The organism is Streptomyces avidinii, assembly GCF_045161815.1.
GTDB lineage: Bacteria > Actinomycetota > Actinomycetes > Streptomycetales > Streptomycetaceae > Streptomyces > Streptomyces avidinii.
The window spans coordinates 3255803-3276664 of the sequence record NZ_CP108863.1 but is presented as its reverse complement, the minus strand read 5'-3'; the positions used below and the strand labels follow the sequence as shown (position 1 = coordinate 3276664).

The window sequence follows — 20862 nt, the reverse complement described above, 5'->3', positions numbered from 1 at the left end:
CGTGTCACCCGCACCCGCCGGAGCGCCCGGCGTCCGTGAACTGGCCGCCCTGCTGCGCGCCGCCGGACTCGACCCGTCCGCCGAGGAGATCGCCGACGCCCTGTGGCTCGCCGGCCACATCCGCGGGCCCGTCCGGGCCGCCCCGGGCGGCCGGGAGCCGGGCGGCGGCGGCCCGGACACCGCGGCCGCCGAACCGGTCGCCGAGCCCGCCGAGCCCGTACGGGCGGAGGCGGAGGCCGACGACCCGGTCGGGCTCTACGCGCCCGGGGCGGCCCGCAGCGACGGCGCCGGCGGGGAACGGCCGGGGGAGTCGCCCGAAGAGTACGGAGTGCCCGTGCGGGTGCCCGGAGCCGCCGCGCTGCCCCGCATCCTGGAAGTCCAGCGGGCCCTGCGCGCCCTGCAGCGGCACCGCCCGCCCGGCCCGCCCACCCGGCTGGTGATCGACGAGAGCGCCACCGCCGAGGCCAGCGCCCGCACCCTCGGACTGGTCGTCCCGGTGCTCCGGGCGGAGAGCCGGCGCGAGGCGACCGTACGGCTGGTGATGGACGCGTCCCCGTCGATGGCCGTATGGCAGGACATGTTCGAGGAACTACGGGCGGTGTGCGAGCGGTTGGGGGCCTTCCGGGACGTCCAGGTGCACTACCTGCACCGCCTCACCGACGGCACGGCCGCCCTCGGACGCAGCCCCGCACCCGGCTGCGTACGCGCCTCCGGACTGCGCTCCGGAGACCAGCTGCGGGACCCGACCGGCCGGGCCCTGACCATGATGGTCTCCGACTGCGCCGGGCCGCTGTGGCGCGAGGGCACCGCGCAGCGCCTGCTGCACCGCTGGGCCGAGTGCACGCCGTGCGTGGTCGTCCAGCCGCTGCCGCAACGGCTGTGGGGGCGCAGCTGGCTGCCCACCGAGCGGGGCACGCTCACCCGGCTGGAGGGCGGCGCGCAGCAGCTCGCCTTCCGGCCGGACCGGCCGCCGTTGCCCGGGCGGCCCACCGGAGGGCTGACCGTGCCGGTGCTGCCGCCGAGCCCGACGGCCCTCGGGGCGTGGGCCCGGCTGCTGGCCGGACTCGCCGCAGGAGCCGTACCGGCCGAGGTGGGCCGCGTACGGGCCGACCATCAGGCCGCGCCCCTGCCGCCGCCGCGTGCCGTGCGGCCGCCGCGCGAGCTGGTGGCGCGCTTCCGGTCCTCGGCCGCGCCCCGGGCCGTACAGCTCGCCGTGTACCTGTCGGCGGCGCCGCTCACCCTGCCCGTGATGCGGCTGGTGCAGCGCACGATGCTGCCGGACTCCGATCCCTCCGACCTGGCGGAGGTGCTGCTGAGCGGGCTGCTGCGGCGCAGCGGGCCGGGGCACGGGCACTGGTACGAGTTCGTACCCGGGGTGCAGGACGTGCTGCTGGGGCCGCTGGGGCGGGACGAGGCGGCGCTGGTGCTCAAGCACTGCTCCGAGTACGTCCTGGCGCACTTCGGCCGGGGCGTACGGAACTTCCCCGCGCTCGCCGTCTCCCAGCTGACCGGGGTCCCGCCGGCGGTCGCCGACTCCGGACCCGAGGACACCGAGCGCCCGCCCGAGGGGCGGCTCCCGCAGGCCTTTGCACAGGTTTCGGCCAAAGTCGTACGGCGCTACCTGCCCGGGATGCCCCAGGAGGCCCCGCCGGTACGGGAACCCGCCCCGGCCCGGGTGCCCGCCCGGGCCGGCGCGGTGCGCGCCGCCCGGGACCGGCTCGCGGACGCCGACGCCGACGGGGACGGCGGCGCGCGGGCCCTGTACGAGGCCGTGGCGGTCCTGCGGCGCGCGGTGACGGCCCCGGCCGGGCCCGGCGACCCCCCGGAGGAGGCGGAGACCGAGCTGGCGGGCGCGCTGCTGCGGCTGTGGGCGGCCCAGCGGGACCCGGAGCTCCTCGCCGAGGCGGAACGGGCCGTGACCGGGCTGCGGACGCCGCAGGCGGGAGCGCTGCTCGGCCGGGTGCTGTACGAGCGGGCGCTGGCCTCCGGACCGGATGCGGAGCTGCTGGCCGCGGCGGACATGGAGTTCGCGGCGGCGGGCGCCGCGGCCGACCCCGAACTGCGGCGGGACTGCGCGGTGCGGCGGGCCGAGACCCTGATCCGGCTGAGCCTGCTGCGGGACGAGCCGGGCGCGCTCCGGGAGGCCCGCGCGGCCCTCGAACCCCTGGCGGGCCCGGCCCCCGGCCCCGGTGCGGAAGCGGGCGGGGAGCCCGGCGGAGAAGCCGGTGGGGTAGTCGGCGGAGAGGCCGTTGGGGCCGCCGGTGGTGCGGCCGGTGGGGTAGCCGGCCGCCCGGACCACGCCGGGGCGGGCCGCCGCCGCCCGGCCCCGTACCCCGAGCTGCAACTGGCCCTGGGCCGCGTCCTGCTGGCCCTGCTGCCCCGCACCGCCGACCCGGCCGAGCGCACGGCCCTCGCCGAACAGGCCGCCGCCCGCCTCGGGGCGGCCCTGGGCCCCTCACCGGCCGCCCCGGCCCGGCCCGGTCCGGCCCGGCCCGGCCCGGGGACGGCGCGGGTACGGGTGGAACTCGCCGACGCGCTGCGCCACCTCCCGGGCCGCCTGGAGGAGGCCGCGGTCCAGCTGGACGCGGCCCTCGCGGAGCCGGGCGGGGACCCGGAGCTGCGGGTGGCCGCCCTGGTGTGCCTGGCCCGGGTGCACCGGGAGCGGTACGCACGGGATGCCGACCCGTCGGCACTGGAGGACGCCGCCGAGGCGTACGGCCGGGCCCGGCGGCTGATCCCCCGCGACGCGGAGGCCTTCGCGGAACTGCTGCCCGAGTGGGGCGACGTACTCCTGGACCGGGCCCGGGCGGCCGACGGGCGCCGGTTCACCGGGGCGGCCGTACGCGTCCTGCGCGAGAGCCGGGCCGCGGTCCCCCAGTCCGACCCGGGGGCGGCGCACCGGCTGCAGCGGCTGGCCACCGGGCTCCGGCTGCGGCACGCCTACGAGGGCGACCCGGTGGACCTGCGGGAGGCCGAGTACCTGCTGGAGCTGGCCGTCCGGCACAGCCGCAGCCCGCTGGAACAGGCCCGCGCCTGGCGGGACCACGGCGACGTGCAGCAGGAGATCCACGGCCACACCCGGGCACTGGACCGCCTCGACCGGGCGGCGGACTCCTACCGGCGGGCCTGGCGGGCCGCCCTGGAGGCCGACGTGGAGGACCGCGAGGACACCGCGGTCCAGCTGGCCGCCCGCGTACAGCAGTTGCGCGGGGACGTGCTGGAGCGCCTCGCCCGGCCCCGCGCGGCTCTGGACGCGTACCGCTCGGCGCTGGAGCTGTGGACGCGTACCCGCGAGGGCGCCGCCGGGCGCCCGGAGGCGGTCCGGGCGCGGATCCGGGCCCTGGAGGCCGGTCTCTGATGCGCCCGCGACGCCCGCGCCACGGGCGCGGCCCGGGCCGGGGGCCGCCGTTTCCACGGACCGGTCGGCGGGAAAAGGAAGTGGACCCAGGAGTGGACCAGTGGACCCACTGGACCATCCGGTGTGCGACGCGACAGGGGGACCGGCGGCACATGGTGACGAAGCAGCAGGAAGTGGCGGCAGCGACCCCGGGATGTCCGGGGCGGCTGCCGGATCTCTCCGGGCTGGACCTGGCGGCGCTGCGCGGGATCGACCATCCCGTACTGGCCCGGGTGATCGAGGGCATGGTCGAGCGGGTGAACCGTCCGGCGGAGATCCTCAACGCCTTCGACTCCAGCGTGGCCTGACCGCGGCGCGCCCCGGAGTGCGCCTGATCCGCCCCGACTTGAAACCGAGTTGACCACTTTCCGCCGTTAGCCGGGACCGTCCCCAGGGCAGGGATGGACCGTCCGCCGGGGTGTCCCCGGGCGGTGCCGGCCGGGGGAGGGAGATACGGCGATGGGGCGAGCGGTCAGGAACGGCTCCCCGCTGCCCGCTCCCGGCAGCCCCGACCCCACCACCCCGCACCCGCCCCCGGCGCCCGACGACCCGGCGGCGCAGCACCCGCTCCGCGACCCGGCGGCGGCCGCGCTCCGTGACCCGGCCGTGCAGTACCCGCTCCGCGACCCGGCGGCGGCCGCGCCCGACGACTTGCCGACACCCGCGCACCGCGACCCGGCGGCGCAGCACCCGAACCGAGCTCCGGCAGCTCCCGCGCAGCCCGCGCTCCGTGACCCGGCCGTGCAGTACCCGTACCGCGGCCCGGCGGCGGCCGCGCCCGACGACTTGCCGACACCCGCGCACCGCGACCCGGCGGCGCAGCACCCGAACCGAGCTCCGGCAGCTCCCGCGCAGCCCGCGCTCCGCGACCCGGCCGTGCAGTACCCGTACCGCGGCCCGGCGGCGGCCGCGCAGCCCCCGCGCCCGGCCGCCGCGCTCCACGCCCCCGCCGGGCAGCCCCCGCGCCACGACCCCGCCGCGCAGCGGGCACGGCACGCCCGGCACGCGCCCTGGCCGTACACCCGGCTCGACGTGGCCGCCGCCCGGGCCGCCGGCCACCGGCCCCACCCCGTCCGGCAGTTCGTCCTCAAGACCCGCAGCCGCTGCAACCTCGCCTGCACCTACTGCTACGTCTACGAGATGGCCGACCAGGGCTGGCGTGAACAGCCGCCCGTCATGACCCCCGCCACCTTCGCCCGCGCCGCGCAGCGGATCGCCGAACACGCCGCCGCCCACGACCTGCCCCGCGTCGACCTCGTCCTGCACGGCGGCGAACCGCTGCTCACCGCCCCCGCCCGGCTGGCCGAGCCCGTCGACGCCGTACGGACCGCCGTCGCCGAGGCCGCCCCGCGCACCCGCGTCACCGCCACCGTCCAGACCAACGGCGTCCTGCTCACCCGCGGCCGCCTCGCCGCCCTCGCCGCCGCCGGGATCCGCGTCGGCGTCAGCCTCGACGGCGGCCTGCCCGCGCACAACACCCGGCGCGTGGACCACGCCGGCCGCCCCGGCTTCGGCGCCGCCGCCCGCGGCCTGCGACTGCTCGCCCGGCACCCGCAGAGCTACGCCGGAGTGCTCTGCGTCGTCGATCTCGACCAGGACCCGGTGGAGACCTACGAGTCCCTCCTCGCCTTCGCCCCGCCCAGCATCGGGCTGCTCCTGCCGCTCGCGAACTGGAGCGACCCGCCCCCCGGCCACCACCCGGACCGGACCCCGTACGCCGACTGGCTCCTCGCCGTCTTCGAACGCTGGTGGCACGACGGCGTACGGCGCACCCGGATCCGGCTCTTCGAGGAGATCATCGCCCTGTTGCTCGGCCTGCCCACCACCACCGAGACCCTCGGGCTGACGCCCGCCGCCACCGCCGTGATCGAGACCGACGGTTCCATCGAACAGGCCGACTCCCTGAAATCCGCCTACGAGGGCGCCGCCGCGACCGGAATGACCCTGGACACCCACAGCTTCGACCAGTTCCTCGACCATCCCGGACTCGCCGCCCGCCAGCTCGGGCGGGACGCGCTCGCCGCCCGGTGCCGCGCCTGCGAGCTGGTGGAAGTGTGCGGCGGCGGGCACTACCCGCACCGCTACCGCGCCGGCGAGGGCTTCCGCCAGCCGTCCGTGTACTGCGCCGACCTCCAGCCGCTGATCCGGCACATCGCCGCCGCCGTGGAGCAAGCCGTCCAGCACGCCGCCGCCCAGGCCCCCGCCGGTCCCACCGGTCCCCCCGGTCCCGGCACCCCCGGCCCCGGTGCCCCCGCCCACCCCCCGGCGGTCGCCTCATGACCACCGTCCTCACCGCCTTCACCGTCTCCTCGCCCACCCTGCGCGCCCTCGCCTCCACCGAGCCGTCCATGGAGGGCACCCGCCTGGTCCGCGACGTACGCCGCTCCAAACGCCTGCTCCTGCTGCGCGCCGTCCTCGACGCCGCCCCCGGCGGCCGGTCCGGGGAGACCGCCGACCACTGGGCCCTGCTGGAGGAGGCCGAGCGGCACGACGCGGGCGCCGTGCGCGACGTACTGCACTACCCCGCCACCGGGGTGTGGGCCGAGGAGACCCTGCGCCGGCTGCACGCCCCCTGCGGCCCCCCGCCCGACCTCGGACACCTCGGCGCGCTCGCCGTCGCCGCGGCCCTGCGTGCCGGGATCGCCTTCACCCACACCCTGCGGCCCCTGCACGGCCGGCTCGTCCTGCCCACCCTCGGCCTGCTGCGCCCGGACCGCCCAGGCCCGCTCGCCCTCACCGAACGCTCCTGGGACCCCGACGACCCCGCCACCGTGCCCCTGCACGCCCTGCCCGGGGGCCGGACCGCACTCGACGACCTCGACCCCTACCGGGCCGCCGGCTCCGCGCAGCCCGCCCCGGTCCGCCCCGCCCGCCGGCTCACCCCCAAGGGCCACAAGCGGTGGGACACCCAGTGGTCCGGCGCGCTCACCCTGCTCCAGCGCTACGACACCCTCCGCGCGGAGGAGACCGTCCAGCTCCTGCGCTCCGTCGTACCGCTGGCCGGCGGCTCCCGCTCCAGCGGTGCCACCCTGCCCGCGGCCGCAGGCTGCGTACTGGCCCGCGCACAGGCCCCGCCCGCGCTCGCCGCGACCCTCGTCCACGAGGTCCAGCACGGCAAACTGGCCGCCCTCGCCGACGTGCTGACCCTGCACACCGCCGACCACACACCCCGCCACTGGGCGCCCTGGCGCAGCGACCCGCGCCCCCTGGAGGGACTGCTGCACGGCGCCTACGCCCACCTGGCCCTCGCCGGGTACTGGCAGCGCGCCGCCCTCTACGGGGCCCGCGGCGCCTGGGCCCAGCACGCCCGGGTCCGCGCCCAGGTGGCGGCGGTCCTGCCCACCCTGCGGGCGCACGAGCGACTGACCGCCGCGGGGCGGGAGTTCGCCGACGCGATGGGCGCCGCCGAGCGCGCCATGGACGACCTCCCCCCGCCCGGCGACCAGCACGCCGCGGCCCGCCGGGCCGTCGACCGCGAACGCCGCGCGTGGTGCGAGGCGCACCCCGAACTCGCTCCGTTCGCACAGGGCTGACGGACCGTCCGCTGCGGTACCTTTCAAGCCCGTCCACCGCCCGCATTCAGGGAGACGGCCGCATGACCACCGGTAGTCGGCAGGACCGTGAATCGGCGGCGCCGCAGCCGCCCCACCCGCAGCGATTCGTCATCAGCTTCGCGGGGTTCAACCGCCCCTGGGCGGTGTGGATCGCCCACCGCCTGGAGGAGCACGGCCACCGCGTCGCCCTCCAGCGCTGGGACCCGCAGAGCAGCCCCGGCATCGGCCAGGCCCTCGACGACCTGGCCCGCTCCGGCAGCCGGGTCCTCCTCATCCTCAGCGAGCGCTACTTCTCCGCCGGCACCCACACCGAGGAGGAGTGGAACACCGCCCTGCGCGCGGTCACCGACCGCCATCCCGAACGGTTCGCGGCGGTCTGCCTCACCGACGCCCCGCTGCCCAGCGCCGTCGCCGTACTGGAGAAGACCGACCTGTGGGGCCTGGACGCGTACGAGGCCGAGTACCGCGTGCTGCGCCGCCTGGAGCTGCCCACCGACCGGATCGGCGCCGAGACCGGCCGCCGCGGGCCGCGCTTCCCCAACGACCCGCCGGAGATCTGGGGCCGCGTCCCGCGCCGCAACCCGCGCTTCACCGGCCGCAACGACGTCATCGGGACCCTGCGCGAGGCGCTGACCGAGGCCCCGCCCGGCGCGTCCACCGTCACCCTGCTGGGACTCTCCGGCGTCGGCAAGACCCAGGTCGCCACCGAGTACGCCTACCGCTTCGCCTCCGAGTACGACGTGGTGTGGTGGGTCCCCGCCGAGGACCGGCCCACCCTGCGCGAGCGCCTCGCCGACCTGGCCCCGGCACTCGGGCTGCCGCGCGGCGCGGGCAGCTACGGCGAGCAGATCCGGGCCGTCCTCGAAGCACTCCGGCGCGGGAACCCGTACGGCCGCTGGCTGATCGTCTTCGACGGCTGCGACAACCCGGACGACCTGATCGACCTGCTGCCCTCCGGCGCCGGCGATGTGATCATCACCTCGCGCAACCGCGAATGGGCCGCCCGGCACACCAGCCTCGTCGAGGTCCCCCTCTACGCCCGCCCCGAGTCGATCACCTTCATCCGCCGCCGGGCCCTGCGTCTCACCGCCGCCGAGGCCGACCAGCTCGCCGACGCCCTGGAGGACTACCCGCTCGCCCTCGACCAGACCGCCGGATGGCTCGCCGACTCCCCGCTGCCGGTGGGCGACTACCTCGTCCTGCTCCAGCACCGGATGGACTCGCACGAGGCCGTCACCGTCTCCGAGGACTACCCCCTGCCCTTCCCCACGGCCCTCGCCATACTGCTCAACAACGTCCGCGAGAACTTCCCCGACGCCCTCGCCCTGCTCCGGCTGTTCGTCTTCTTCGCACCGGGACCCGTGCCCCTGCGACTGCTGCGCGAGTTCCCCGCCGACGACGTGCCCGAACAGCTCGCCGGACTCATCAACGACCAGATCCGGTGGAACGCAGCCCTCAACAAGCTCGTCCAGTTCTCCGTGGTGCGCCTGGAGTACTCGGACCTGGCAGTGGAGGAGGGCGGCGGCGGGCTGGAGACCGTACAACTGCACCGCATGGTTCACGGCATCGTCCGCGAGAACCTCTCCCGGGACGAGGCCGAGCCCCTGGCCCGCGCCGTGCGCCAGGTCCTCGCCGCCGCCGACCCCGGCCGGCCCTCCGACTCCCGGCTGTGGCCCCGGTACGCCGAACTCATCCCGCACCTGGCCACCTCCGGCGTGCTCACCAGCAGCAACCCGCGCATCCAGAACTTCCTGCTGCACTGCCTGCGCTACCTGATCCTCGCCGGGGAGTACCGCACCTGCCTGCGCCTGTCGGAGGAGACCGACCTGATCTGGCGGGCCCTGCTCGGCGAGGAGCACCCCAAGGTCCGCGAACTCAGCTACCAGTACGGCGAAGCCCTGCGCAACCTCGGGCTGTTCCGGCGTGCCGAGGCCCTCACCCGCGCCCGCGCCACCCAGCTCACCGGGGAGCGCGGCGACCGCGACCTGGAAACCCTGCGCGCGACCAGCTCGTACGGCGGGGTCCTGCTGTGCATCGCCCGCTTCGAACCGGCCCGGGAGATCTTCGAGCACTGCCTGGCCACCTACCGCGAACTGCTCGGCGAGGACGACTCCACCACCCTCGCCGCCCAGAACAACCTGGCTGCCACCTACCGCCTGCTCGGCCGCTACCAGGACGCCTACGACCTCGACCTGGACACCCTGCGCCGCCGCGAAAGGGTCCTGAGGACCCATCACATCTCCACCCTGTCCTCCGGGATCGCCTGCGCCATGGGACTGCGGCTGATGGGCCGCTACCACGAGGCCCAGACCCGGCAGGAACAGGGCGTGAAGATCAACACCCAGGTGCTGGGCCTGGAACACCCGCAGACCCTGCGCGCCGAGCACAACCTCGGGATGTGCCTGCGCCGCTCCGGTGACATCCCCGGCGCGGGCCTGCGGCTGCGGACCGTGTGGGAGCGGGCCACCAGGGTCTTCGGCGCCGACTACCCGTGGACCCTGATGGTCGCCTCCGACTACGCCACCTACCTCAGGGAGTACGGGGACATCGGCGAGGCCCGCCGGATCTCCGACGACGTGGTCCGCGGCTACCAGTCGCAGCTCGGCCTCGCCCACCCGTACAGCATCGGTACGGTCGGCAACCTCGGCCTCGTCCTGCGGGCGCAGGGCGAGCGCGCGGCGGCCCTGTCGCTGGCGGAGCAGGCGCTGGTGGGCATGCGGGGCGCGCTCGGCGACCGGCACCCCTGGACCCTGGGCTGCGCCCTGAACGCCACCGGGCACCGCAACATCACCGGGCGCCTGGAGGACGCGCTGGACCTGAGCCGGGACACCCTGCGCACGGCCGAGCAGGTGCTGGGCCCGGACCACCCGATGTCCCTGAGCGCCCAGATCGCCCTGGCGGCGGACCTCCGGTCGGTACGCGAACACGAGGAGGCGGCGAAACACGAGGACGCGGGCATCAAGGGCCTCACCCGCACCCTGGGCCCGCAGCACGTCCACACCATCTCGGCGAAACAACAGACCAGGCCGTACTGGGACTTCGAACCGCAGCCGTAGGGGGCGTACGAGGCCACGCGCGCGGGGGCCGAGGGCCTTGCCGGGCGGGTGGGGCGTCGGCGAGCTCCGTGCGGCCGGGCCGGTTCGTGGGGCGGGCTTCGGGGGCGGCACCCGCTTGACCGGCATCAGAGTGGCGTATGGGGGTTTCCTTTCAGGGACGGGCGCGTCGGAGATGCCCGAGCGGGCCGGGGGAAGCCCACCAGATCGCTACGCGCTCCTCATCTCTCAGCGTCTCCGGCCCGTCTTGGGCTGGACCTGGGCAGCCTGTGATCCGTGAGCGCGACGGGTGCGGGGCTGCCAGGTCGAACGTCGTCAGGTATCGGCCACCGATCAGCACTGAAGGCGATGAATGACCGACTGTCAGAATAGGTGACTTTATCACGCTAATCACCTTAAAGCAGGCGACGAGAAATACCGAAATGTCGAGGCGATAGTACTGGAATCGGTCAGAGGAGTTTTGAGTCAATAGATTCAATATTCCTTTGTCGGCAGATGCGGGCCCGTGAAGGATCTCTCCCGTTCCCAACAGGGGGATCAAGGGAGGGAATTTCGTGAAGATTGCCAGTAGATCCATCGCTTTCGCCGTCGCGGGTGCAGCCGTTGCGGCTGTAGGCCTCGCGACCCCGGCCACCGCGGACACGTCTGCAACCGCCGGCGCCTCCGGAGCCACCGTCGCCGTCCACCACCGCGGGGACGGTACCCAGGCGCCTGCAGGGCTGGGCAACCCCTCTGAATGGGGTGTGGTGACGTTCAAGATGGACGCTTCGGCGGGCTCTTTCAGCCCGCAGTCGACTACATGCCTCAGCCCGTCCAGCGGTGGCACCTGGTGTTACGGCTGGTACGCAAGAGAGGTCAGCCCCGGGGTGATCAATAAGTACTGCTACTCGAACTACGCTCACCAGACGAAGGGGCACTCGTCCACGGTGAAGCTCGCGGGCAGTACGCGTCGCGTTTGGGCCGCAGCCGGGAATACCTCTAACGCGAACCTCACTGCGGGCCTCGCCTACACCTGCTCCAGCTACTACAGCGTCGATTAGGTGCTGATTGCCGCACCAAGCAGTAACTCCTCGGAGGGTGCGGTAGGTTGGTGAGCCATTCCGGGGCTGCTCGGTTGCCCGCGCAGCCCCGGAATGGCAATACCTCCAACTCGGACTTACCCACTGAAGGGGGAAGAACAATCACACGCTTTACACGTGCTCGCGTTGTGCCGGTCACCGTGTCTCTCGGAGCGGGTTTGCTGCTTGGCCTGGTGGGCCCCATTTTCGGAAAATGGGACAATTCTCTTTGTGTCGCCGTGGGTATTGTTTTTTCCAGTGGCTGGCCGTGGGCCTGCTACGCAATGCTGGTGGGCTATTTCCGTCGATCCAAAATCGAGTCGACATTGCTGGCGTCTTTGGGATTGGCCATCGGTGTCGTCACGTACTATCTTTTCAAGGATATGAATCCCACCATTCCGGCCGGAATGGAATCCGCCACCTCGGTTCCGGCCGGAATGGAGGTGGAATCTGGCGCTTCCGGTGACGGGCGAATTCTCGTGTGGGGAATGGCGGCTTTCGTGTTCGGTGCGCCTTTGGGACTCATGGGGAACGTCGCGCGAACGCCGGGAGTCGGTGGCCTTCTGTTCCGTCTGCTTGTTCCGTTGATCGCCTTCTTCGAGGCGACTCAGCGGTTGAACGTAGAGGCGGACTCGCAGGGGCAGATTTTCGTCATAACCTGGAACGTAACTCGCGTCGCAGCATGCGTCGCCGCCGTGGCTCTCATGGGACACGCGGTGTGGAGCTGGCGCGTTCGGCGTGGCCGCGCCGACGGGCGAGCGGAAGCTGCCGCGCCGGCACGGCGTCTCTGACCCCTGGTCCGCCAGGACAGCTGAACCGCGACAACGCAAAACAGCCCCGCCCTCCGAAGAGGACGCCGCCGGGCGGGCGCTTGAGGCCGGTGGTCACCCAGGGACCGGCGCCCTGGTAGGCGCGGCAGCCGGTTGTCAGGCCATGCACTGGTGTTGTTCGGCCTGCAGTACGAGCCGGCGGGCCGTGTCCGCCTCCTCGCGGACCTTGTCGAGGCGCTCCTCCAGCTGGGCGACCCGCTCGCGGTAGCGCTCCAGCTCGGCTCGTACGAACTCCACGTCGGCCACCTGCTGCGTGGCCTCCTGGCGGATCTTCTCCGTCTCCTCCGCGAACCGGTGCTTGGAAACGTCCAGTTGGGCGACGGCCAGGTCCGCGGCCTCCTCCGCCAGCGCGGTGCGCTGTTCGGCGTCCAGGGTCCGCTGGGCCGCGGCCTTGGTCACGGTCCGGATGCGCTCCTCGGCGGCGGCCGAGTCCGTGATGATGGCCAGTTCCTCGATGTAGCCGGGCAGGTCCGTGGCCAGCCGGGAGATGAGCGCCACGAGGTCGTCGCGGGCGCCTGATGCGTCCTTGCCCTCTGTTGCGGCTTCCATGGCGGTCCACATGGTGGCTTCCGTCGTGGGATCCACGGGTGCGCCGTCCGCCTTGGCCGCCTTCTTGGCCTCGGCCGCCTGGCGCTTCTCGTCCTTGCGCTGCTGGCGCTTGGCACGGAACTTGCGGAACGCGCCCAGCGCGTTGTGGTCGGGGTGAGCGCAGTATCGGGGTGCGGGGTTGTCGGCCGTCGGCGCCTCGGGGTGGTTCGTGCACTCCGGGTAAGCGCAGTGGGGGAGCGTCTCAACCGTCATTTTTCCGCCTTCTAGTGAAATTCCGGGTTCGCCGGGTGCGGCTTGCGCCGACCGGTCGCACTCGGGGATGTACGAACACGCTAGAGGCGGATGGGGACTTGGGGGCGTCCCCGGGGGGTGGCGTCAGAGATCCGTAAGATCATCGGCCGGCCCGGGGCAGCACGCCGGAAGGCCCGGCCCCCCGAGGGGGCCGGGCCTTCCGTGGTGCCGCGGGGCGGTTACGCCTCGAAGACCTCGTTCAGCAGGAGCTGCTGCTCCGCCTGGTGGCGCTTCGCGGAGCCCACCGCCGGGGACGAGCCGTGCGGGCGCGAGATGCGCCGCAGGCGCTCGCCCGCCGGGACGTCCGCGCCGACCGCCAGGTCGAGGTGGTCGATCAGGTTCAGCGCGATGAACGGCCACGCACCCTGGTTCGCCGGCTCCTCCTGCGCCCAGATGTACTTCGCCGCGTTCGGGAACTTGGCGATCTCGGCCTGGATCTCCGCGCCGGCCAGCGGGTACAGCCGCTCGATGCGGATGATCGCGGTGTCCGTGATGCCGCGCTTCTCGCGCTCGGCCTCCAGGTCGTAGTAGACCTTGCCCGCGCAGAAGACGACCTTGCGGACCGCGTTCGCGTCCACCGTCGCGTCACCGATGACCGGACGGAACGAACCGGTGGTGAACTCCTCCGCCTTCGACGCCGCCGCCTTCAGACGCAGCATCGACTTCGGGGTGAAGACGATGAGCGGCTTGTGGTGCGGGTTGTGGACCTGCCACCGCAGGAGGTGGAAGTAGTTCGACGGGAGGGTGGGCATGGCCACCGTCATGTTGTCCTGCGCGCACATCTGGAGGAAGCGCTCGGGACGCGCGGACGAGTGGTCCGGGCCCTGGCCCTCGTAGCCGTGCGGGAGGAGCAGCGTGACGCCGGAGGTCTGGCCCCACTTCTGCTCGGCCGAGGAGATGAACTCGTCGACGACGGTCTGCGCGCCGTTGACGAAGTCACCGAACTGGGCCTCCCAGAGGACCAGCGCGTCCGGACGGGCCAGCGAGTAGCCGTACTCGAAGCCCATGGCCGCGTACTCGGAGAGCAGCGAGTCGTAGACGTTGTAGCGGGCCTGGTCGTCCGAGAGGTAGAGGAGAGGCGTGTAGTCCTCGCCCGTCTCCCGGTCGATGAGGACCGCGTGGCGCTGGCCGAAGGTGCCGCGGCGGGAGTCCTGGCCGGACAGCCGGACCGGGGTGCCCTCCATCAGCAGCGAGCCGAAGGCGAGGGTCTCGCCCATGCCCCAGTCGATGGTGCCCTCGTCGATCATCGCCGCGCGGCGCTGCAGCTGCGGCAGCAGACGCGGGTGGACGGTGACGCCCTCGGGGATGGTGACCTGGGACTCGGCGATCCGCTTGACGACGTCCTGGGAGATCGCGGTGTTGACGGCGACCGGGAAGTCGGCCTGCGGGGCCGGCACGGGCGCGGCGGCCGCGGGCTGCGTGGCGGCCTCGCGGACCTCCGCGAAGACCTTCTCCAGCTGGCCCTGGAAGTCCTGGAGCGCCTGCTCGGCCTCTTCCAGCGTGATGTCGCCGCGACCGATGAGGGACTCGGTGTAGAGCTTGCGCACCGAGCGCTTCTTGTCGATCAGGTCGTACATCAGCGGCTGGGTGAACGCCGGGTTGTCGGACTCGTTGTGGCCGCGACGGCGGTAGCAGATGAGGTCGATGACCACGTCCTTGTTGAACGCCTGGCGGAACTCGAAGGCCAGACGCGCAACGCGGACGACGGCCTCGGGGTCGTCGCCGTTCACGTGGAAGATCGGCGCCTCGATCATGCGGGCCACGTCGGTCGCGTACATCGAGGAACGCGAGGACTCCGGGGCGGCGGTGAAGCCGACCTGGTTGTTGATGACCACGTGCACGGTGCCGCCGGTGCGGTAGCCGCGCAGCTGCGACATGTTCAGCGTCTCGGCGACCACGCCCTGGCCCGCGAAGGCCGCGTCGCCGTGGAGCGCGAGGGGGAGGACCGTGAAGTCCGTGCCGCCCTTGTTGATGACGTCCTGCTTGGCGCGGGCGACACCCTCCAGGACCGGGTCGACCGCCTCCAGGTGCGAGGGGTTCGCGACGAGCGAGACCTTGATCTGCTCGCCGTCCAGGCCGGTGAAGGTGCCCTCGGCGCCCAGGTGGTACTTGACGTCGCCGGAGCCGTGCATGGACTTCGGGTCGAGGTTGCCCTCGAACTCGCGGAAGATCTGCGCGTACGACTTGCCGACGATGTTCGCCAGGACGTTCAGGCGGCCGCGGTGGGCCATGCCGATGACGACCTCTTCGAGGCGGGCCTCGGCGGCCGAGTCGATGACGGCGTCGAGCAGCGGGATGACGGACTCGCCGCCCTCCAGCGAGAAGCGCTTCTGGCCGACGTACTTCGTCTGCAGGAAGGTCTCGAAGGCCTCCGCCGCATTCAGGCGGCGCAGGATGCGCAGCTGCTCCTCGCGCTCCGGCTTGGTGTGCGGGCGCTCGATGCGGTCCTGGATCCAGCGGCGCTGCTTCGGGTCCTGGATGTGCATGAACTCGACGCCGGTGGTGCGGCAGTACGAGTCGCGCAGCACGCCGAGGATGTCGCGGAGCTTCATCATCGACTTGCCGGAGAAGCCGCCGACCGCGAACTCGCGCTCCAGGTCCCACAGGGTGAGGCCGTGCTCGGTGATGTCGAGGTCGGGGTGCTTGCGCTGCTTGTACTCCAGCGGGTCGGTGTCGGCCATGACGTGGCCGCGGACCCGGTAGGAGTGGATCAGCTCGAAGACGCGGGCCGCCTTCGTGACGTCGTCGTCGTGCGAGGCGTCGATGTCCCGGTTCCAGCGGACGGGCTCGTACGGGATGCGCAGCGACTCGAAGACGGAGTCGTAGAAGTCGTTCTCGCCGAGGAGCAGGTTCGCGACGATGCGCAGGAACTCGCCGGAGGCCGCGCCCTGGATGACCCGGTGGTCGTAGGTCGAGGTCAGGGTCATGACCTTCGAGATGCCCAGCTTGTTCAGGGTGTCCTGCGAGGTGCCCTGGAACTCGGCGGGGTAGTCCATGGAGCCGACGCCCATGATGACCGACTGTCCGGGCATCAGGCGGGGCACGGAGTGCACGGTGCCCAGGCCGCCGGGGTTGGTGAGGGAGCACGTCACGCCGGTGAAGTCGTCCATCGTCAGCTTGCCGACGCGGGCGCGGCGGACGATGTCCTCGTAGGCCTGCCAGAACTCGAAGAAGTTGAGGGTCTCGGCCTTCTTGATGCCGGCGACGACGAGCTGGCGGTCGCCGTTGGGCTTCACCAGGTCGATGGCGAGGCCGAAGTTCACGTGGTCGGGCTTGACCAGGGTCGGCTTGCCGTCCTTCTCCGCGAAGGAGTAGTTCATCGACGGCATGGCCTTGATGGCCTGCACCATCGCGTAGCCGATGAGGTGCGTGAAGGAGATCTTCCCGCCCCGGGCCCGCTTGAGGTGGTTGTTGATGACGATGCGGTTGTCGAACAGCAGCTTCACCGGGACGGCGCGGACGGACGTGGCCGTCGGGACGTCGAGGGAGGCGTTCATGTTCTTGGCAACGGCAGCCGCCGGGCCGCGGAGCGTCACCAGCTCGGGGCCCGCGGGGGCCTCGGTGGCGGGCGCGGCCTTCTGCGGGGCTACGGAGGAGGGGGCGGGCGCGGCCGGTGCGGCGGCCGGGGCCTGGGAGGTGACAGTCACAGCAGGGGCACCAGAGGGGGTGGCAGGAGCAGGGGCAGGGGCTGGCACAGGCGCGGGCGCGGGCGTCGTGGTGGGGGCCGCGGCGCGCGCCGCCCCCGTGGCGGCGGCGTCGGTGACCTGGGGCGCCGCGGCGACGGTGGTGGCGGCCTGTGCGGAGGCGCCGTCCGTCGTCGCGGGCTTCTCGGGACCGTCCGACTTCACCGGAGCGACAGCGCCCCCCGGCTTGTAGTCGGCGAAGAAGTCCCACCAGGCCCGGTCGACCGAGTTCGGGTCCTGGAGGTACTGCTGATAGATCTCGTCGACGAGCCACTCATTCGCGCCGAAGCCTGAGGCAGGGTTCTTCCCGCCCTCTGCTGCTTCGGTCGTGGTGCTCGAGTTACTGGGGGACTGTGGCGACACGGCGGCAACCGCCCTCTTCCGCTTCACAAGGTATGGACAGCGGGAATAAAGGCTACGCCTCCTCGGCCGCTGCATGCAGGCCGGGCGGGACTTACGTCGTGCAGGTCACATCGAACGGCGGGTTTCATGACGTGGAATGGCGGGAAACCAGCCTGGTTCGGGTAGGGGGCACCGAGGTTGCGGCCCCCTTGGCTTCGCACCCCTGACGGACCCCGGGTACGTGTGGCCGAGATCATGTCCTTCCCACTCGAACCCTACGTCAACCCGGCACCTGCGAGCTGCCCGGAAGCGTGACGAGGATGCGGCAGCCACGTGACGATTCGGCCACTCCGATCCGCCCTCCGTGCAGCTCCACGGCCCAGCGGGCGATCGCCAGGCCCAGTCCGGTGCCTCCGTCGCCGCCGCCCGCGCTGCCCCGGTTGAACCGCTCGAAGACCCGGTGCCGCTCCGCCTCCGGGATGCCGGGACCCTCGTCCCGTACCTCCAGGACCAGGCTTCCGGGCGCGTCCCCGGCCCGGGCGCGGACCGTGACCCGGCCGTGCGGAGGGCTGTGCTTGACCGCGTTGTCGATCAAATTTGCCACTACCTGGTGCAGCCGTTCGGCGTCCGCGTGCGCCCACAGCTCGGACGGGAAGACGTCCAGGTGCAGGTGCACGTCGTTGCGGGTGTGCCCGCCCGAACCCGAGAGCAGCCCCGGCCGGCCGGCGGCCGCCAGCCTCGATTCCTTCAGGACGCCCGACAGGTACGGCCACACCTCGAAGCGGCGGGCGCGCAGCGGGACCACACCGTTGTCGACCCGGGAGAGGTCCAGCAGGGTCTCCACGAGCCCGCCGAGCCGCTCGGTCTGCTTCAGCATCGTGCGCATGGTCTCCGGATCGGCGGCCGAGACCCCGTCCACCACGTTCTCCAGCACCGCCCGCAGCGCCGCGATGGGCGTGCGCAGCTCGTGCGACACATTGGCGACGAGCTCCTTGCGGTGCCGGTCCACGGCCTCCAGGTCGTCCGCCATCAGGTTGATCGTGGAGGCCAGGTCGCCGAGCTCGTCGCGGCGACCCGCCCCGCGTACCCGCCGGGTGAAGTCGCCGTGGGAAATCGCCCGGGCCACGGTCGTCATGTCGTCCAGCGGCGCCGTCAGGCTGTGCGCCACGAACTGGGTGATCAGCATCGAGGCGATCACCGAGAAGACCGTGATGAAGCGCAGCTCGGTGTCCGTGCGCAGGGCCACCAGCAGCAGGCCCGTCGTGATGAAGACCGAGACCACCACGAGGGTGCCCAGCTTGGTCTTGATCGAGAAGGGCGAGAAGGGCCGCAGCCCGCCCACGGGCCGCTGGCGCTGCCTCTGCCGCTGCCGTACCGGCGGGCCGCTCATGCCTGGGCCGGGGTCTCCAGGGCGTACCCGACGCCGTGGACCGTACGGATCCGCTCCGCGCCGATCTTGCGTCGCAGGGCCTTGATGTGGCTGTCGACCGTACGGGTCCCGGAGGCGTCGGCCCAGTCCCACACCTCGGCCAGCAGCTGCTCCCGGGAGAGGACCGCCCGCGGGGTGCCGGCCAGGCAGACCAGCAGGTCGAACTCGGTCGGGGTCAGGTGCACGTCCTCGGTGTGCACCCGCACCCGGCGCTGCGCGTGGTCGATCTCCAGATCGCCCAGGCGCAGGGTGGCCCCGCGCGGGGTGTGCGCGGCGATGGTGGCCCGCTCCACGCGCCGCAGCAGGACGTGGACCCGGGCGGCCAGCTCGCGCATCGAGAAGGGCTTGGTCATGTAGTCGTCCGCGCCGACCCCGAGCCCGACCAGCAGGTCGGTCTCGTCGTCACGCGCGGTGAGCATGAGTACCGGGACGGGCCGCTGGGCCTGGACCCGGCGGCACACCTCCAGGCCGTCGAAGCCGGGCAGCATGATGTCGAGGACCAGCAGCTCCGGCAGCCAGTTCTCGGCCGCGGCGACGGCGGAGGGTCCGTCCCCGGCCGTCTGCACCTGGAAGCCCTCGGCGCGCAGGCGGGCCGCGATGGCCTCGGCGATGGTGTGGTCGTCCTCGACGACCAGCACACGCCGCTGGGCGCCGGGTGTCGCCGCGGCGCCCTGATGGGTGGTGTGTGTCTGTTCCATGTCCGCCCCTGAAGATCCCGCGTGAATGGGGTGCAGCGTAGAGGAGGCGTGGGCCTGCGGCTACGTGGGGTTCGGACATGGCATATGTGCTTGACCACAGTAAACGGAATGTGATGTACCGGGTACCGGTCCCCCCACGGGACCGGTACCCGGCGGGCGAGACCGGTCAGGTGCCTCGCCGTCCGTGGGCCGGGCGGCGGCTAGAGGGCCAGCCCGTGGCCGTGCGGGAAGACCGGGTCGAGCGTGTCGTTCGGCACATCCGGACGGGATGCCTCCACGGCCTTCATCGAGCGCGGGAGCTCGAAGGGGAGGCGGCCCTCGGCGGTGGCGCGACCGAAGGCCACGTCCAGCAGGGCGGCGTCACAGGCGCCGTAGTCCGCGATCAGGGCCGCCGCGCGCTCGGCGATCTCCGGGATGACCGCGGCCCGCTCCAGGTTGATGCAGACCAGGGTGGGCACCCGGTCCAGGAGGGCCAGGATCTCGGCGAGCTCGGGCTCGGCGAAGGCCAGCGAACCCGAGTGGAAGTAGGACTCGAAGACGTTCTCCCGCGGCTCGTGCGGCGTCCGCAGCCGCAGTACGGCCAGGTCCGCGTCGGCCGGGTCGGCGACCACCTCGCCGTACGCGGCGGCGACGCTCGCGTCCACGCCCCGCACGTACAGCCTCGGCCGCGCGGTGAGCGGGAGCAGGCCCCCGGGGTTGGTGAGGACGGTGAGGGAGCGGCGCTGGGCCGCGGCCCCCAGGGCCGTGAAATCGGCCCGCCCCACGATCCCGGCCGCCGCGTCCGGGTCCACGTACGGGTCCTCGAACAGGCCGAGCGTGAACTTCTCGCGCAGCAGGCGGCGTACCGAGGCGTCGATCCTGGACTCCGCGACCCGGCCCGAGCGGACCAGCTCCACGATCACCTCCGGGCACTGCTCGCCGCCGAACTGGTCGCAGCCGGCCTCCAGGCCGCGCGCCGCCCGCTCGGCCACGCTCAGGTGCTCCAGTCCCCAGGCGCGCGCCGGGTGCACCTGCCCGAAGATCGTCGCGTCGTTGAGCAGCCCCCAGTCGCTGCAGACGATTCCCTCGAAGCCGAGCTCCTCGCGGAGCAGGCCGGTGACCACGCCCTTGTTGAAGCCGAAGCCGACCTCCTCCCAGTCCGTGCCGATCGGCTGGCCGTAGTACGGCATCATCTGCGCGCACCCGGCGGCGATCGCGGCCCGGAACGGCTCCAGATGGTGCTCGCGCATCCCGCCCGGGTAGACCTGCTCCTTGCCGTGCGCGAAGTGCGGGTCCTCGCCGTCCTTCTGGGGGCCGCCGCCGGGGAAGTGCTTGACCATGGCGGACACCGACCCGGGCCCGAGGGCGGGGCCCTGGAGGCCGCGCACGTACGCCGCCACGAGCTCGCCCGTCAGCCGCGCGTCGGAGCCGAAGGTGCCGGACTGGCGGGCCCAGCGGGGTTCGCTGGCCAGGTCGATCTGCGGGTGGAGGGCGACGCGGAAGCCGACGGCGAGGTACTCGCGGCGGACGGTGTCGGCGAAGCGGTGGACGAGGTCGGGGTCGCCGATGGCGGCCAGGCCCAGGGCCTCCGGCCAGGCGGAGAAGGCGCCGGAGTTGAAGGAGGCGCCGACGTTGTCGGTGAAGGTGTGGCGGGGGTCGGTGGAGAGGGTGACCGGGATGCCGAGGCGGGTGGCCGCGGCCATCTCCTGGACGGCGTTCTGCCACCGGGCCATCTCGCGGGGCCCGTAGGTGCCGAGCAGGTTGAAGTGGGTGAGGAAGCGGTCCTCGATCAGCTCGGGCGTGGTGAGGGGGAGCATCGAGCCGTCGGTCTCGGTGACCGGGGTGCCGTCCGCGTTCATCATCAGCATCGAGTGGAAGAGCTGGCCCGCCTTCTCCTCCAGGGTCATCCGGGCGAGCAGGTCCTCCACGCGGCGGTCGACGGGCAGCGCGGCGTCTTTGTAATCGGGCGTCGTGTTCATGGCGGGGCTCCTGGCGCGTG

General features: G+C 72.9%; 12 protein-coding genes. 7 read left to right on the top strand and 5 right to left on the bottom strand.

Annotated elements, in window-relative coordinates; all coding sequences use genetic code 11:
* The first annotated feature begins 1 nt into the window (after position 1).
* The 7 genes from OG373_RS14120 (at position 2) to OG373_RS14090 (ending at position 11853) form a co-directional block, all read left to right on the top strand.
* Positions 2 to 3358, top strand: a complete 3357-nt coding sequence (locus OG373_RS14120) for an SAV_2336 N-terminal domain-related protein (RefSeq protein WP_405438579.1) — start codon at positions 2 to 4, stop codon at positions 3356 to 3358.
* A 152-nt stretch (positions 3359 to 3510) separates the two neighbouring features.
* Positions 3511 to 3705 (top strand): FxSxx-COOH cyclophane-containing RiPP peptide, encoded by a 195-nt coding sequence (gene fxsA / locus OG373_RS14115; protein WP_405438577.1) that lies wholly within the window; start codon positions 3511 to 3513, stop codon positions 3703 to 3705.
* Positions 3706 to 4429: 724 nt separating this feature from the next.
* Entirely contained in the window at positions 4430 to 5677 is a 1248-nt protein-coding gene (locus tag OG373_RS14110; RefSeq protein ID WP_405444051.1) for an FxsB family cyclophane-forming radical SAM/SPASM peptide maturase, read from the top strand.
* Entirely contained in the window at positions 5674 to 6930 is a 1257-nt protein-coding gene (locus OG373_RS14105; RefSeq protein WP_405438576.1) for an aKG-HExxH-type peptide beta-hydroxylase, read from the top strand. Before OG373_RS14110 ends, OG373_RS14105 begins: the two co-directional genes overlap by 4 nt.
* A gap of 62 nt (positions 6931 to 6992) precedes the next feature.
* Positions 6993 to 10007, top strand: a complete 3015-nt coding sequence (gene fxsT / locus OG373_RS14100; protein WP_405438574.1) for an FxSxx-COOH system tetratricopeptide repeat protein — start codon at positions 6993 to 6995, stop codon at positions 10005 to 10007.
* 755 nt (positions 10008 to 10762) lie between these two features.
* Entirely contained in the window at positions 10763 to 11044 is a 282-nt protein-coding gene (locus OG373_RS14095) for a lactococcin 972 family bacteriocin (RefSeq protein ID WP_405444049.1), read from the top strand.
* 167 nt (positions 11045 to 11211) lie between these two features.
* A complete protein-coding gene (locus OG373_RS14090; RefSeq protein WP_405438572.1) occupies positions 11212 to 11853 on the top strand; it encodes a hypothetical protein in 642 nt (213 codons plus the stop codon).
* A 135-nt stretch (positions 11854 to 11988) separates the two neighbouring features.
* Here the strand turns inward: OG373_RS14090 and OG373_RS14085 are convergent, their stop codons facing one another.
* The 5 genes from OG373_RS14085 to OG373_RS14065 form a co-directional block, all read right to left on the bottom strand.
* Positions 11989 to 12693: a hypothetical protein gene (locus OG373_RS14085; RefSeq protein WP_405438570.1), complete on the bottom strand. Its 705-nt coding sequence runs from the start codon at positions 12691 to 12693 to the stop codon at positions 11989 to 11991.
* Between the two features lie 218 nt (positions 12694 to 12911).
* The gene (locus OG373_RS14080) at positions 12912 to 16778 is read right to left on the bottom strand and encodes a multifunctional oxoglutarate decarboxylase/oxoglutarate dehydrogenase thiamine pyrophosphate-binding subunit/dihydrolipoyllysine-residue succinyltransferase subunit (RefSeq protein ID WP_397729111.1); all 3867 of its coding nucleotides are present in this window, start codon (positions 16776 to 16778) and stop codon (positions 12912 to 12914) included.
* Positions 16779 to 17037: 259 nt separating this feature from the next.
* Positions 17038 to 18147: an ATP-binding protein gene (locus tag OG373_RS14075; protein WP_397729110.1), complete on the bottom strand. Its 1110-nt coding sequence runs from the start codon at positions 18145 to 18147 to the stop codon at positions 17038 to 17040.
* Positions 18144 to 18884, bottom strand: a complete 741-nt coding sequence (locus tag OG373_RS14070; RefSeq protein WP_189972324.1) for a response regulator transcription factor — start codon at positions 18882 to 18884, stop codon at positions 18144 to 18146. Before OG373_RS14070 ends, OG373_RS14075 begins: the two co-directional genes overlap by 4 nt.
* A 200-nt stretch (positions 18885 to 19084) precedes the next feature.
* Positions 19085 to 20842, bottom strand: a complete 1758-nt coding sequence (locus tag OG373_RS14065; RefSeq protein WP_405438567.1) for a glycoside hydrolase family 3 protein — start codon at positions 20840 to 20842, stop codon at positions 19085 to 19087.
* Positions 20843 to 20862 lie beyond the last annotated feature (20 nt).

What these genes read in the sequence shown, in the direction of transcription:
- fxsA (WP_405438577.1), top strand. Translation starts at nt 3,511, where the DNA reads ATGGTGACGAAGCAGCAGGAAGTGGCGGCAGCGACCCCGGGATGTCCG.
- OG373_RS14105 (WP_405438576.1), top strand. Translation starts at nt 5,674, where the DNA reads ATGACCACCGTCCTCACCGCCTTCACCGTCTCCTCGCCCACCCTGCGC.
- fxsT (WP_405438574.1), top strand. Translation starts at nt 6,993, where the DNA reads ATGACCACCGGTAGTCGGCAGGACCGTGAATCGGCGGCGCCGCAGCCG.
- OG373_RS14095 (WP_405444049.1), top strand. Translation starts at nt 10,763, where the DNA reads ATGGACGCTTCGGCGGGCTCTTTCAGCCCGCAGTCGACTACATGCCTC.
- OG373_RS14085 (WP_405438570.1), bottom strand. Translation starts at nt 12,693, where the DNA reads ATGACGGTTGAGACGCTCCCCCACTGCGCTTACCCGGAGTGCACGAAC.
- OG373_RS14075 (WP_397729110.1), bottom strand. Translation starts at nt 18,147, where the DNA reads ATGAGCGGCCCGCCGGTACGGCAGCGGCAGAGGCAGCGCCAGCGGCCC.
- OG373_RS14070 (WP_189972324.1), bottom strand. Translation starts at nt 18,884, where the DNA reads ATGGAACAGACACACACCACCCATCAGGGCGCCGCGGCGACACCCGGC.
- OG373_RS14065 (WP_405438567.1), bottom strand. Translation starts at nt 20,842, where the DNA reads ATGAACACGACGCCCGATTACAAAGACGCCGCGCTGCCCGTCGACCGC.